11 protein-coding genes and 2 pseudogenes are annotated in these 14,376 nt (G+C 40.7%); 10 read left to right on the plus strand and 3 right to left on the minus strand.

What is annotated here, in order from left to right:
* Positions 1-132: 132 nt before the first annotated feature.
* Together HMPREF0027_RS10340 and msrP are read right to left on the minus strand one after the other, a co-directional pair.
* A complete protein-coding gene (locus HMPREF0027_RS10340; protein WP_005625017.1) occupies positions 133-723 on the minus strand; it encodes a protein-methionine-sulfoxide reductase heme-binding subunit MsrQ in 591 nt (196 codons plus the stop codon).
* Positions 724-1,680: a protein-methionine-sulfoxide reductase catalytic subunit MsrP gene (gene msrP, locus HMPREF0027_RS10345; protein WP_005625020.1), complete on the minus strand. Its 957-nt coding sequence runs from the start codon at positions 1,678-1,680 to the stop codon at positions 724-726.
* A 108-nt stretch (positions 1,681-1,788) separates the two neighbouring features.
* On the opposite strand from msrP, the gene HMPREF0027_RS10350 reads away from it, so the two are divergent.
* A complete protein-coding gene (locus HMPREF0027_RS10350) occupies positions 1,789-2,373 on the plus strand; it encodes a sigma-70 family RNA polymerase sigma factor (protein WP_005625022.1) in 585 nt (194 codons plus the stop codon).
* The gene (locus tag HMPREF0027_RS10355; protein ID WP_005625024.1) at positions 2,373-2,561 is read left to right on the plus strand and encodes an anti-sigma factor family protein; all 189 of its coding nucleotides are present in this window, start codon (positions 2,373-2,375) and stop codon (positions 2,559-2,561) included. The genes HMPREF0027_RS10350 and HMPREF0027_RS10355 overlap by 1 nt, the downstream gene beginning before the upstream one ends.
* Positions 2,562-2,624: 63 nt before the next feature.
* On the opposite strand, the gene proS is transcribed toward HMPREF0027_RS10355, so the two are convergent.
* Positions 2,625-4,340: a proline--tRNA ligase gene (gene proS / locus HMPREF0027_RS10360; protein WP_005625026.1), complete on the minus strand. Its 1,716-nt coding sequence runs from the start codon at positions 4,338-4,340 to the stop codon at positions 2,625-2,627.
* A gap of 191 nt (positions 4,341-4,531) precedes the next feature.
* On the opposite strand from proS, the gene recG reads away from it, so the two are divergent.
* From recG to HMPREF0027_RS12035, 8 genes and pseudogenes are all read left to right on the plus strand, one after another.
* Positions 4,532-6,613: an ATP-dependent DNA helicase RecG gene (gene recG / locus HMPREF0027_RS10365; RefSeq protein WP_005625028.1), complete on the plus strand. Its 2,082-nt coding sequence runs from the start codon at positions 4,532-4,534 to the stop codon at positions 6,611-6,613.
* Positions 6,614-6,748: 135 nt separating this feature from the next.
* Positions 6,749-6,988, plus strand: a complete 240-nt coding sequence (locus tag HMPREF0027_RS12855) for a PRD domain-containing protein (protein WP_244261871.1) — start codon at positions 6,749-6,751, stop codon at positions 6,986-6,988.
* A 428-nt stretch (positions 6,989-7,416) separates the two neighbouring features.
* A complete protein-coding gene (gene ppsA, locus HMPREF0027_RS10375; RefSeq protein ID WP_005625034.1) occupies positions 7,417-9,807 on the plus strand; it encodes a phosphoenolpyruvate synthase in 2,391 nt (796 codons plus the stop codon).
* A gap of 89 nt (positions 9,808-9,896) precedes the next feature.
* Positions 9,897-10,106, plus strand: a complete 210-nt coding sequence (locus HMPREF0027_RS13215; RefSeq protein WP_005625036.1) for a kinase/pyrophosphorylase — start codon at positions 9,897-9,899, stop codon at positions 10,104-10,106.
* Positions 10,103-10,711: a pyruvate, phosphate dikinase/phosphoenolpyruvate synthase regulator gene (gene ppsR, locus HMPREF0027_RS10380; protein ID WP_005625038.1), complete on the plus strand. Its 609-nt coding sequence runs from the start codon at positions 10,103-10,105 to the stop codon at positions 10,709-10,711. Before HMPREF0027_RS13215 ends, ppsR begins: the two co-directional genes overlap by 4 nt.
* Before the next feature lie 210 nt (positions 10,712-10,921).
* The gene (locus HMPREF0027_RS11380; protein WP_005625039.1) at positions 10,922-13,018 is read left to right on the plus strand and encodes an ESPR-type extended signal peptide-containing protein; all 2,097 of its coding nucleotides are present in this window, start codon (positions 10,922-10,924) and stop codon (positions 13,016-13,018) included.
* A gap of 113 nt (positions 13,019-13,131) precedes the next feature.
* Positions 13,132-14,254 (plus strand): annotated as a pseudogene (locus HMPREF0027_RS10390) (DUF2827 family protein).
* 21 nt (positions 14,255-14,275) lie between these two features.
* Positions 14,276-14,376 (plus strand): annotated as a pseudogene (locus tag HMPREF0027_RS12035) (IS1595 family transposase); the annotation flags it as partial.

A 14,376-nucleotide genomic window follows, 5' to 3' on the forward strand; every position in this document is an offset into this window, starting at 1 on the left:
GCTTTGTAGACTCAATTTTGTCCACTATCCCAAAATTTTTTACAAATACAATCTTATCCATAAAAAAATGCCGAGAGGATCTCGGCAAAATGCTATAACTTAGCAAGGATACATACTATGAAATTGTTATGCTTAAAATAACTGCAAAATTTTATTCCCCAAAAATTTCCATAAAACAATCACGCTCACCATGACACCAATCACTATCGGTCCTAACGTAATGCCTTTAACCGACCAATAATAATGTATTGCGGCGAACACAATTGCTGGATAAGCCAATTGATGCACGCTAAACCATCTTTTACCCAATGCTTGTTTCACAAAAGGTAAAGACGTTATGGTCATAATGAGTAACACTAGAAAAGCAAGTCCACCTAATACTAAATAAGGTCTTACAAATAATTCACTTACGAACAGAGAAAAATCTAATCCAAGTTCTAAAACTAAGTAACTGCATACATGGAGTAATGCCCATGTAAATGCCCATAAACCAAGCGGGCGGCGTAAAATTTGGTATTGGTTTTTATTGAGTACCTGAAGCACTATCCCCAATAAAAACATCACACAAAAAATAATAATTGCGGTATAACCTAAGAAATGAATTAAATCCTTACTCGGATCAGCACCTAACGCTTCACTATCTCCAACCAGTAAAATATAAGACAACCATGCTAAAGGTAGCGCACAGCTAATATGGATAATTCCTCGTAATAACGTCAACATTTAAAAATTCACCTTTAAATCTAATCCTTTATATAAATGGCCAACTTCTTTTTCATAACCGTTAAACATTAATGTCGGTTGACGTTTAACAGCAAGCAAACCACCGCCACCAATCACTCGTTCAGATGCTTGTGACCAACGAGGGTGATCGACATTTGGGTTTACATTGGCATAAAAACCGTATTCATCCGGTGCAAGGCTTTCCCATGTCGTTTGTGGACGCGTTTCCGAGAACGTAATTTTTACAATAGATTTAATACTCTTAAAACCATATTTCCATGGCACAACCAGACGAATCGGCGCACCATTTTGCGGCGGTAAGATTTTGCCGTATAAACCGACAGAAAGTAAGCTAAGCGGATTAAGTGCTTCTTCTAAAGTAAGTGCTTCAACATAAGGGTAATCAATACCGCCGCCGAAGAATTTATTTTTTTGACCGGGCATTTGTTCCGGGTCGTGCAATGTATGGAATACAACGAACTTCGCTTTACTGGTAGGTTTCGCCATTTCAACTAAACGAGCCAGTTCGAAGCCCACCCATGGAACCACCATTGACCACGCTTCAACACAGCGGAAACGATAAATACGTTCTTCTAACGGAAAAGTATTGAATAATTGTGTATGATTCAGCACAAAAGGATTTTCAACTTCTCCGGCAATCTCTAATTGCCATGGATCCGTTTTAAAATCTTGGGCAAATTTAGCGGGTGAAGCTTTATCTGTACCGAATTCGTAAAAATTGTTATAACCAATAATTTTACTTTCAGGCGTTAAAGCTAAGTCAGAAGCCGGTGCGGCTTTAAAATCTAATGCGGCTAATGTTTTAGTTTCTTGTGCAGCGAAACCCATTTTAGGCAAACCTGCCGTTGCTAATCCAAGCCCCATTGCCTTAATAATTTGGCGGCGTTGATTAAAAATTGTTTCAGGTGTTACGTCATAAGGGGTTAAGTTTTTCATTATTGGCTCCTTTTATGTATGTATAATTATGTATAATGCTTTTGTCTAATAGTCTATAAATATAATTACATAATTTTCAGTTAATTTACTACACAAAAAGGAACAAAGATGTCACAAATTGAGCAATTGAACTCGATTACACCGCAAAAAATCGAAGAAATCCGCTTGCAAATGATCAAATTCGCGACGTTGCAATTAAGAGACCCTGATCTAGCGGAAGATGTAGTACAAGAAGCATTAATGAGCGCCTATAAAAGTGCACACTCCTTTCGAGGACAAGCTGCATTAAAAACGTGGATTTTTGCTATATTAAAAAATAAAATTATAGATTTAATTAAATATCGGAAACGAACAGTCAATGTTTCCGAATTAATGGAAGAAGAAAGCCCTAATCAATTTTTCGATCATTCCGGCTATTGGTCTTCAGAAACTTACGATCCGAGAGAATGGGAAGATGTAAATCAAATAACTTATAAGAAAGAATTTTGGACGATCTTCGACATTTGTTTAAATAAGTTACCTGCACAACAAGCACGTGTTTTTATGATGCGTGAGCATTTAGAAATGAGCAGTGAGCATATTTGTTTAGAATGTGGTATTACTACAGCTAATTTACACGTTATTTTGCATCGCGCAAGGTTACAACTACAAGCTTGCCTAGCAAGAAACTGGTTCGAAGGAGAGAAAGAATAATGAATTGTGAGCATGCCTCAGAATTAATTTCACTAAGTTGTGAACAAAAACTTAAAGTTAAAGATAGTGTTCAATTACAAGTCCATTTATGGATTTGTCCGAGATGCCGTCATTTCAAACAAAATAACGACAAATTACGTGAAATGTTGAAAGAATACTGTAATCAAACACAAAAAGAGCCATTGTAATTTAGTGAAAAAGAGACCGCTTGTCTTAAAACAAGGGGTCTCTTTTCATCTCTTTTTTGCAAATTACGCTTTTACATTTTCTTTTAAGAAAGCTAAAAGCTGATCTTTGGTGATCATTGATTTCTCACCGGTACGGCGATTTTTGTATTCAATCTCGCCGTTTACGAGATTTTTCTCACCGATAACGACCATATGTGGTACACCGATTAATTCCATATCAGCAAACATCACACCCGGACGCTCTTTACGATCATCAAAAATCACATCCACACCTTGAGCTTTTAAGCTGCGATACAATTCTTCAGAGAATTGTTGTACGCTTTCCGATTTGTGCATATTCATCGGCACGATTGCTACGGTGAACGGTGCGATTTCGTCTGACGGCCAAATAATACCGCGATCATCGTGGTGCTGTTCGATTGCCGCTGCAACCACACGTGTTACACCGATACCATAGCAACCCATGGTCATCACAAGCGGTTTACCGTCTTCACCTTGAACGGTCGCTTTCATTGCTTCCGAGTATTTGGTACCAAGTTGGAAAATATGACCAACTTCAATACCACGTTTAATTTGTAACACACCTTTACCGTCTGGGCTTGGATCGCCTTCCACCACGTTACGTAAATCCGCCACTTCCGGCATTGCCGCATCACGTTCCCAGTTCACATTGAAATAATGTTTACCATCAATATTTGCGCCACAGCCGAAATCTGACATAACTGCTACTGAACGGTCAATAATCGCCGGAATATTCAGATTTACCAGGCCAAGTGAACCCACACCCGCACCGATTTTCGCTTTGATTTCTGATTCATCTGCAAATTCAAGCGGATCAGCCACTAACGGATGTTTTTGTGCTTTGATTTCATTTAATTCGTGGTCACCACGTAACACTAACGCGACAAGCGGTTGTTCTTCAGTTGCACCTTTTACGATTAACGTTTTTACCGTTTTTTCAATCGGTAAATTGAATTGCTCAACTAATTCGTTAATCGTTTTCGCATTCGGCGTATCGACTAACTGCATTTCTGCCGTTGGCGCTTGACGCTCACCCACTGCTACCGCTTCCGCTAATTCGATATTCGCTGCGAAATCCGATTCGGTTGAGAACACCACATCGTCTTCACCGCTTGACGCTAACACTTGGAATTCGTGTGAAGCCGAACCACCGATTGAACCGGTATCCGCTTGCACCGCACGGAAATCTAAACCAAGACGAGTGAAAATATTGCTGTACACTTGGTACATCACATCATAAGTTTCTTGTAATGACGCCTTTTCCACGTGGAAAGAATACGCATCTTTCATCACAAATTCACGTGAACGCATCACCCCGAAACGTGGACGCACTTCATCACGGAATTTAGTTTGGATTTGGTATAAATTTAACGGAAGTTGTTTGTAAGAAGACACTTCACGGCGAACTAAGTCGGTGATTACTTCTTCGTGAGTCGGGCCTAACACGAAATCACGGCTGCCACGATCAACAAAACGCAATAATTCCGCACCGTAATCGTTCCAACGACCTGATTCTTGCCATAATTCCGCCGGTTGCACCACAGGCATTAACACCTCAATAGCACCACCTTTATTCATTTCTTCACGAATAATGTTTTCTACTTTTTTCAACACCTTGATCCCGGTCGGCAACCAGTTATATAAACCTGAAGCCATCGGACGAATCATACCGGCACGCAACATTAATTGATGGCTCACCACCTGTGCATCGTTCGGCGTTTCTTTAAGGGTCGAAAATAAATACTGACTTGTACGCATTGTTATTCCTATTTTTATTTTAAATATCGAAAAATGGGATCTATTTTAAAACAAAAGCGGTCGGATTTTCACAGAATTTTGCAATTTGCAAAAAATTAATGAAAACAGACTGCTTGATTTGTACATAAAAACAGTATTTGTTATATTAGTCCGATTGAAAACAAGCGGTCGGATTTAATCAAAATTTTACTATGAGCGAACAATTACTAGACGGTGTGCCACTTACTGGCCTTTCCGGGGTGGGTGCGGCGATTGCGGAAAAACTGAGTCGAATCGGCATTAATAACGTGCAAGATCTGTTATTTCATTTGCCTTATCGCTATGAAGATCGCACCCGAATTACGCCGATCATTGATGTGCGTCCAGAAAGTTTTTCAACCATCGAGGGCATCGTGCAGCTTACCGAAGTGCAATTCGGTCGCCGTCCGATTTTGTCCACCGTGCTTTCTGACGGCACCAGTAAAATCACCCTGAAATTCTTTAATTTTAATGCGGGAATGAAAAACAGCCTGACCGCCGGCACACGTGTCAAAGCTTTTGGCGAAATCAAACGTGGGCGTTTTATGGCAGAAATTCATCACCCTGAATATCAAATTATTCGTAATAATCAACCGCTTGAACTTGCCGAAACCCTCACACCGATTTACTCGACCACCGAAGGCTTGAAGCAAAATTCGTTACGTAAACTCACGGAACAAGCGTTAGCGTTATTGGATAAAATCAAAGTCGGCGAACTGTTACCGGACGAATATAATCCGCATAAATACAGCTTAAAAGAAGCGTTGCAATTATTGCATCGCCCACCGCCGGATATTTCTGCCGAACAGTTGGAAAAAGGCGATCATCCGGCACAAAAGCGACTGATCTTTGAAGAACTATTGGCACACAACTTAGCGATGCAGCAAGTACGAGTCGGGGTAAATCAGCTGATTGCTACACCGCTACGCTATCAAACCGATCTCAAAAGCCGCTTTTTGGTGAGTTTGCCGTTCAAGCCGACCAATGCCCAAAGCCGTGTAACGGCGGATATTGAGCAGGACTTAGCTAAATCCTCACCAATGATGCGTTTAGTGCAAGGCGATGTCGGCTCGGGCAAAACTTTAGTTGCGGCCCTTGCCGCTTTGCTGGCAATTGATAACGGCAAGCAAGTGGCATTAATGGCACCAACCGAGATTCTTGCCGAACAGCACGCCAATAACTTTGCCAACTGGCTGCGCCCGTTCGGGATTGAAGCCGGCTGGCTTGCCGGTAAAGTAAAAGGCAAAGCTCGCACCGTACAACTGGAAGCGATAAAAAACGGCGAAATACAGATGATTATCGGCACCCATGCCCTCTTCCAAGAAAGCGTGGAGTTTCATAACCTCACATTAGTGATTATTGATGAACAACACCGTTTCGGTGTGCATCAACGCTTAACACTACGAGAAAAAGGTGCGAAAGATGGCATTTATCCGCACCAGCTGATTATGACCGCCACGCCGATTCCTCGCACCTTGGCGATGACGGTTTATGCGGATCTGGATACCTCAATTATTGACGAGCTGCCACCGGGACGAACACCAATTACCACCGTAGCGATTTCAGAAGACAGACGAGATGAAATTGTTCGTCGTGTGTATGCCGCCTGTAAAAATGAAAAACGCCAAGCCTATTGGGTTTGTACCTTAATTGACGAATCGGAAGTTTTAGAAGCACAAGCGGCGGCGGCGATTGCCGAAGATTTACAACGAGCCTTACCGGATTTACGTATCGGCTTGGTACACGGACGAATGAAACCGCAAGAAAAGCAAGAGATTATGGCGGAATTTAAAGCGGCGAATATTGATTTATTGGTCGCCACCACCGTGATTGAAGTGGGGGTTGATGTACCGAATGCCAGCCTAATGATTATCGAAAACTCCGAGCGTTTGGGGCTGGCACAGCTACATCAGTTACGTGGGCGTGTCGGGCGTGGTGCAACGGCTTCGCATTGCGTGTTACTTTATAAACCGCCGCTCGGCAAAATTTCGAGTAAACGCTTACAAGTGCTGCGTGACAGCCAAGATGGTTTCTATATTGCCGAGAAGGATTTAGAAATTCGTGGCACAGGCGAAATTCTCGGCACTAAGCAAACCGGTATGGCGGAATTTAAAGCAGCGAATTTAATGCGAGATCGCAAAATGATTCCGTTGGTACAGAACTATGCCAAGCAAATTATTCGGCAAAATCCACCGCTTGCAGAAGCCCTAATTCGCCGCTGGCTTGGCGAGCGTACCGAATATAGTAATGCTTAATCAGCAGGGCAAACAGCGCGATGCTAAGCCAATCCGGCTCTGAAAATATTTTGTGATCTTATTCACATTTCTACGGATTGGCTTTTGCAAGCGGTCTATTTTTTAGCTAAATTTGCAATTGTTACAACACTTAGGGTGTTACGAGAATTCGGCAAGCCTAAGCAAAATGATTTTCTAATTTCGGTTAGAAAGTTCTTTTGCTTAGGCTTTTTTATTTGCCTGCAGTTTTTTATTTCCGGTCAACATACTTCCAGCGATGATGATTTTCTCTATCAACAAACAAAGCTGGCTTATCCTAAAGCGCACCAATGTGTAGAAAAAATTAATCACTATCTCCAACAACATTACCAAAAATCTCTTAATCAAGATGAATAGCTCTATTTAACTATTCATATTCAGCGAGTGGTTAAAAGTAAATAATATCCGCAGTAAGTTCAGCTGTATTTATTGATCGACATCAGTTTTTTTGAATTTTTACTCCAAATTAAAACTTTTCAATTAGCAACAATATTTTTTGCACAGAAATTCTTCAAGAAAAAAGACCATGGTCAATTTATCTACAAATCATAGATTTTATCACCATTGCAAACGATTAACTTAATCAGTTTACCAATCTAAATTTTTCCTTATAGATCAATAAGCTCCTTTTTGCTTCTCCAATTGATATTTTTTTAAAAAAACAAATTATTTTTCACACCAAAAAACTGATGACTTTTAAAAAAATGCTCCCTAGAATGGAGCCATTCTTCACTTTGCATTTACTTTATTTTAACAACTAAATAACTTTCTAAAGGAAAAAAACCATGTCAAATTGCAACATTATCTGGTTCGAAAATTTACGTATGACCGACGTTGAAATTGTCGGCGGTAAAAACGCCTCATTAGGCGAAATGATTAGCCAACTTACTGAAAAAGGCGTACGTGTGCCAAATGGCTTCGCAACCACTGCCAATGCATATCGTAAATTTCTTGCCCATAATGGCTTAAATGAACGTATTTCTGCGGCACTCGCACAATTAGATGTTGAAGACGTGGTTGCCCTTGCCCAAGTGGGAAAAAATATCCGCCAATGGATTTTAGACACACCGTTTCCTGCCGAGCTTGACGCTGAAATCAATCAAGCATGGCAAACCATGGTAAATGAAGCCGGCTCGGATCAAATTTCAGTTGCGGTACGTTCCTCGGCAACGGCGGAAGATTTACCGGATGCGTCATTTGCTGGCCAACAAGAAACTTTCTTGAATATCAATGGCTTAGATAATGTCAAAGAAGCGATGAAACACGTATTTGCTTCACTCTACAATGACCGAGCGATCTCTTACCGTGTACACAAAGGCTTTGCGCATGATGTGGTTGCCCTTTCTGCCGGCGTTCAACGTATGGTGCGTTCCGACAGCGGCGCTGCCGGTGTGATTTTCTCAATTGATACCGAAAGCGGCTTTGAAGATGTGGTCTTTATTACCGCTTCATACGGCTTAGGTGAAACCGTGGTGCAAGGTGCGGTAAACCCAGATGAATTCTATGTTCATAAACCGACACTCAATGCCAATCGCCCTGCTATTTTGCGTAAAACGCTTGGTGCTAAACAAATTAAAATGATTTTCAGCCAACAGGCGCAAGCGGGAAAATCGGTACAAACGATTGATGTGCCGGCTGCAGAACGCCGCCAATTTGCCATCAGCGATGCGGAGATTACTGAGTTAGCGCAATATGCGGTAATTATTGAACAGCATTACGGTCGCCCAATGGATATTGAATGGGGTCGCGACGGTATTGACGGTAAGCTCTACATTCTGCAGGCACGTCCGGAAACAGTAAAATCACAAGAAAAAGCACAGGGCAATACCTTACAACGTTATACCCTTTCCGGTGAGCGTAAAGTGCTGATTAAAGGTCGAGCAATCGGACAAAAAATCGGGCAAGGTAAAGTGCGTTTAGTGAAAGATGCTTCAGAAATGGATCAAGTCCAAGCTGGTGATGTGTTAGTGGCGGATATTACCGATCCGGATTGGGAACCTGTCATGAAACGAGCTTCGGCAATTATCACCAATCGTGGCGGACGTACTTGCCATGCGGCAATTATTGCGCGTGAATTGGGTATTCCTGCCGTGGTAGGCTGCGGCAATGCCACTGAACTGCTAACAAGCGGTCAAGAAGTAACAGTTTCTTGCGCCGAAGGCGACACCGGTTTAATTTACCAAGGGTTATTAGATGTGAAAGTTGACCACATTGCGCTCGATAATATGCCGCAAGCACCGGTAAAAATTATGATGAATGTCGGCAATCCGGAACTAGCTTTCTCATTTGCTAAATTGCCAAGTGAAGGTATCGGTTTAGCTCGTATGGAATTTATCATCAACCGCCAAATCGGTATTCACCCGCAAGCTCTGATTGAATTTGACCGCTTAGACAGCGATCTGCAAGAAGAAATCAGTGAACGTATTGCCGGCTACGCTTCACCGGTTGAATTTTATGTCGATAAAATTGCTGAAGGTGTGGCAACGCTTGCCGCCTCTGTTTACCCACGTAAAGCGATTGTGCGTATGTCCGATTTTAAATCGAATGAATATGCCGGTTTAATTGGCGGCGATTTATACGAACCGCATGAAGAAAACCCAATGATCGGTTTCCGTGGTGCGGCACGCTATGTTTCTGAGGAATTCAGCCAAGCATTCGCCCTTGAGTGCCAAGCAATCAAACGTGTACGAGATGAAATGGGACTTACCAATGTTGAAGTGATGATTCCGTTTGTACGTACTCTGCAAGAAGCACGCCAAGTGGTTGAAACCTTAAAAGCTAACGGTTTAGAACGCGGTAAAAACGGCTTACGTCTCATCATGATGTGCGAAGTGCCAAGCAATGCCATCTTAGCTGAACAATTTTTAGCTTATTTCGATGGTTTCTCAATTGGCTCAAACGATATGACCCAGCTAACGTTAGGCGTTGACCGTGATAGCGGCGGTCCAATTGCCGCAACGTTCGATGAACGTAATGAAGCGGTTAAAGCAATGCTCAGTATGGCGATCCAAGCTTGTCGTAAGCAAGGCAAATATGTCGGCATTTGCGGACAAGGCCCGAGCGATCACCCTGATTTCGCACAGTGGCTGGTTGAAGAAGGCATCGAAACACTTTCACTCAATCCAGATACCGTGATTGAAACTTGGTTATATTTAGCTGAAAACATCAAACATTAATAAGCCAAACAAGCGGTCTAATTTTGCCAAAATTTTGCAAAAAATCGGCTTTTTTAGATCGCTTTTTCCCTATTCATTAAGGACTGATTATGCCAAATGTTCGCTATGCGTTTTTTATTTCGAACCGCACCGGAATCACCGCAGAAAACTTAGGTGATGCCCTGCTTGAGCAGTTTGCCGAAATGCAATTTAAACGCACCACTTGTCCGTTTATCGACACACCGGAAAAAGCCCATAAATTGGTCGCCGAAATTAATGCGGTGGCGAAAAAACAACGCATCAACCGATCTTATTTATGAGCATGGTCAATGAAGAAATTAGAGAAATTCTCAAAACCAGCAAAGGCGTTTTACTCAACTTTTTTGATACCTTTTTAGCCGTGTTAGAACAGGAATTAGGTATGCATGCTAGCCTCGAAGTCGTGAGCCGTGTTCATAATGTTGAAAAATATGACGAACGTATGGAAGCGGTTAATTTTGCCCTTAATCATGATGATGGTGTTTCGGATAAAGATCTCCAACAGGCGGATGTGATCCTACTTGGCGTATCACGCAGCGGCAAAACCCCGACCTGCCTCTATCTTGCGCTACAATACGGCATTCGTGCGGCAAACTATCCACTCACACCGGAAGATCTCGACAGCACAGAACTGCCAAGAATGGTAAAACCTTATCGTCATAAATTATACGGACTGACCATCAAACCCGACCGTTTACACGATATTCGCCAAGAACGCCGCTCGGATTCCACCTACGCAGACCTCAAAACCTGCCGCGCCGAAGTATTGGAAGCCCAAGCAATGTTCCGCCGCTATAATATCCCATACACCAATACCACCCACCAATCCGTAGAAGAACTCGCCGTCTCTATCATGCAAGCCTGCAAATTGAAGCGGAAGTTTTAAAAACGTTATCCATGATGATGAGCTATCCCAAAATCGGTTAGCTCATAACTCAACAGACCAGTTGTTTAATTTACAAACAAATACACTTCAAATCACTCTACTTACATAAACTTTCATCTAAATCTATATAATTCGCCGATTTTACTCTAGCTAAAAAATAAACAATTTTTAGCTATTTATATTTTTCCCTTCTTTTTAAGGATTTCCTATATGAATAAAATTTTTCGCGTGATTTGGAATGAAGCGCCTCAGTCTTGGACAGCTGTTTCTGAGCTAGCCAAAGGGAGAGTTAAGTCATCTTCTCAAAGTAAAGTAATTGATGAAATTACAAACGATAGTCCTACTCTTAATTTATCTAAAACTAACACTATCACAACTACATTAGCTATTTTAGGTGGAACTTTATTAGCGAGTGATGCCTTAGCTATTCAAGCAACTATTGTAGGTAAAAGCCTAAACACAAGTGGTATGGCTTATAACGATACTCAAGGTTTAGCTATTGGTTTTGGTAATGCAACTGGTAATAGCCAAGCCATTGCAATTGGTGGTGATACCATAGCTAATGGAGCAAAAGCCTCTGGTGCAGGAGCAGTTGCTGTGGGTGCGCAAACTACAGCCGGTTTAACATCTGTTGCTCTTGGTTGGAATGCAAAAGCGACTGCAAATAATACTGTTGCTTTAGGCTCTAGTACAACCGCCACTATCCCTGGGTCCGTCGCTATTGGTGCGAATTCAGAAACTAAACAGCCACTCTTAAATAGCCGTCAACTACAATTCAATCAGCCCGATGTTATCTTTAATACGGACAATGGTTCTAATGGTGGCCATAGTTTTGCAGGAAATATACAAGGTGGTGTTGTATCTGTTGGTAACACTACGAGTCAACGTCAAATCCAATATGTTGCACCAGGTGAAATTTCTCAGACATCTACTGATGCAGTAAATGGAAGCCAATTATATAATGTAATCAAATACTTAGGCTTTAATGTTCGAGATAATGGTGTATCTAAATCACGTATTAACAATAATAACTATGTTAATTTTATCAATGGTAGCTACACAACTACAACTGTAACCGATACAAATGATGGTTCAAAAGTAACTTATAACGTTATTACCCAAGCAATTACCTCTGATGCAGTAACAGGTCAAGCAACCGCTACAGCGACTACAGCCGGTTTAGCCACTTCTACTGATGTAGTACAAGCTGTCAATAATGTAGCCCAAATTGCAAAAAATGCGAATGATACCGCGACCGAAGCAAAAACGACTGCTGATGCTGCAAGTACTGCTGTATTAAGCAAAGCTGATGCAAATTTAGCATATAAATTCAATATCGCAAACAGTGAAAATACCCAACAAAATAATTCTGGTGAAGCTGAAGGATGGACACTATCTAAAAATGATGAGATCACTTTTGGTGCGACATCAGATCTTGAAGTATCTACAGATGGCTCAGGTAAGATCGTATATGGATTATCAACTGTTGCTAAAACTGCAATATCCGCTGCATCTGATGCAGCTAAAACAGTAGCCGATAATTTAACTAAAATAGAAGATTCGGTAAAAGAAGCTAAAGATGCAGCTACTAATGCCAAAGACTCTGAAGCTAAAGCTGATGCAGCGAAAACTGCTGCAGAAACTGCTCGTGATCAGGCAACAACTGCTGCAACTGCAGCGGCAGACTATGCAAGTGCCGCTTCAAGCTCGGCTTCAGCTGCAGATAGCTCAGCAACTAAAGCTGCTGCTTCTGCAAGTGCGGCTTCAAGTTCTGCGACTGCAGCTGATAGTTCAGCAACCAAAGCTGAACAAGCAGAACAACGTATGAAGAAAGATTTTGAATCTACAAATACTGGCGAAACGACAGACAAGCTAGGTGAAAAATCTACTCGTATGGGCAATAATGCTACAGCGAAAGGTAACCGAGCAACTGCAGCAGGTGCTGATGCTAGCGCAACGGGTGATAAATCAACTGCTATCGGTCAGAATGCAAATGCTAAAGCTAAAAATTCCGTAGCATTAAGTGCTGATTCTATTGCAGATGAAGATAATACTATTTCTGTAGGCTCTAAAGGAAACGAGCGCCGTGTGACTAATGTTGCTCGAGGAGTCAAACCAAATGATGCGGCAAATAAAGCTCAACTAGATGAAGTAAAAAGTGATGTCAGCCAAGTGAAAAAAGACCTTCGTAAGACGGATCGTAAACTTCGTGCAGGTATTGCTGGAGCTGCTGCTGTTGCGAATATTCCACAAGTCACTAAAGCTGGCGGTACAATGATTGGTGCTGGTATCGGTTATCAATGGTAATATGATCATTTAAACATAGAAAACAAATCTCGCTCATTTATTGAGCGAGATTTTTTAATGTAAATATATTTACAAAATAAATATATCTAAATTGAAAATTAATAGAGGTTATTATGAGTAGGAAATATAAAATTGGTATTACTTTTAATTTAGAAAGTTCTGTTACCGATATTTGGGCAAATTGCGCAAATCAAAACATTATATTTCTATATCAATTATTTAGTCATTCTAACATTGTGGAAAACGTTGTATTGGTCTCTTGGGGTCCAGAAAAAAGAACAACGCCACCAGATGGTTTTATGCTAGATAAACTGAATCTTAAATTTGCCTATATTGATGATGTGATTGATGAATTAGATGTATTAATTGAAGGAACGCTAGTCATAGAGCCTCATCATGTCGAAAAAATGCATGGGCATAATGGAAAAGTCGTTTGCTATAAAATTGGCAATGATTTTATTATGGATATGGAAAATTTCTTATTTGAGAAAAAAAGTGGGCGCGTATTTAATGGCACAAACTTCGATAGTGTTTGGATGATTCCTCAACATGAAAATACCTGCCATTCTTATTTTTCTATTATGTATCGCTGTAACTCTTACGTCGTACCAGCTATTTGGGTGCCTACATTCTGCGATCAAGTAATTAACCGATTAAAGGAAAAACATAATTTAGAGTTTGGCTATAAACCGACTTATTTATCAGAAAAAAGAATAGCATCATTTGAAGCTAATATTAATATAGTAAAGACAAGTTTTATCCCAGTATTAATTTGTGAACAAGCATATCGAACTGTACCGAAAAAAAATTAAACATGTTTATTTATGTAATACTTATGAGAAACGTAATAATCCAACATTCTTTAATTTTATCGGCAGAACAAATCTTGTTAAAAATAAAATAATGACTGTCGAAGGTCGTTATCAAATGCCGGATTTTTTAACTCGTTATGTAGATATTGTGGTAAGTCATCAATGGGAAAACGGCTTAAATTACGCCTATAATGATGCTTTATATAGTGGTTATCCGTTTATCCACAATTCTAAATTACTACCGAAGAGTGTCGGATATTATTATGATCAATTTTATGCTTTTGACGGTGCAAAAGTGTTATTGGATGTTATTGATAATCACGATAAAAACTATGAAGCTTATGTAAAACAAGCGAATGAATATTTGGATTCGTTACTCCTGACTAATCCCGTAAATATTTATTTAGGGGCTGTAGTAGATTAGCAAGAATACTATACTACAAAAATGAAGATAACCCATTGTAAATTAAAGAAATCTATACAAAGAAGATTGCTCGAATTTTTTGTTGCAGAAGTGACAGCCAGAACAGCTGCAGATTTATTAGG

Origin of the sequence: Actinobacillus ureae ATCC 25976 (genome assembly GCF_000188255.1) — a bacterium.
Classification (GTDB): Bacteria; Pseudomonadota; Gammaproteobacteria; order Enterobacterales; family Pasteurellaceae; genus Actinobacillus; species Actinobacillus ureae.

Bases quoted from the DNA above. Each gene is read 5' to 3' on its own strand.
- HMPREF0027_RS10340 (WP_005625017.1), bottom strand. From the start codon at position 723: ATGTTGACGTTATTACGAGGAATTATCCATATTAGCTGTGCGCTACCT.
- msrP (WP_005625020.1), bottom strand. From the start codon at position 1,680: ATGAAAAACTTAACCCCTTATGACGTAACACCTGAAACAATTTTTAAT.
- HMPREF0027_RS10350 (WP_005625022.1), top strand. From the start codon at position 1,789: ATGTCACAAATTGAGCAATTGAACTCGATTACACCGCAAAAAATCGAA.
- HMPREF0027_RS10355 (WP_005625024.1), top strand. From the start codon at position 2,373: ATGAATTGTGAGCATGCCTCAGAATTAATTTCACTAAGTTGTGAACAA.
- proS (WP_005625026.1), bottom strand. From the start codon at position 4,340: ATGCGTACAAGTCAGTATTTATTTTCGACCCTTAAAGAAACGCCGAAC.
- recG (WP_005625028.1), top strand. From the start codon at position 4,532: ATGAGCGAACAATTACTAGACGGTGTGCCACTTACTGGCCTTTCCGGG.
- ppsA (WP_005625034.1), top strand. From the start codon at position 7,417: ATGTCAAATTGCAACATTATCTGGTTCGAAAATTTACGTATGACCGAC.
- HMPREF0027_RS13215 (WP_005625036.1), top strand. From the start codon at position 9,897: ATGCCAAATGTTCGCTATGCGTTTTTTATTTCGAACCGCACCGGAATC.
- ppsR (WP_005625038.1), top strand. From the start codon at position 10,103: ATGAGCATGGTCAATGAAGAAATTAGAGAAATTCTCAAAACCAGCAAA.
- HMPREF0027_RS11380 (WP_005625039.1), top strand. From the start codon at position 10,922: ATGAATAAAATTTTTCGCGTGATTTGGAATGAAGCGCCTCAGTCTTGG.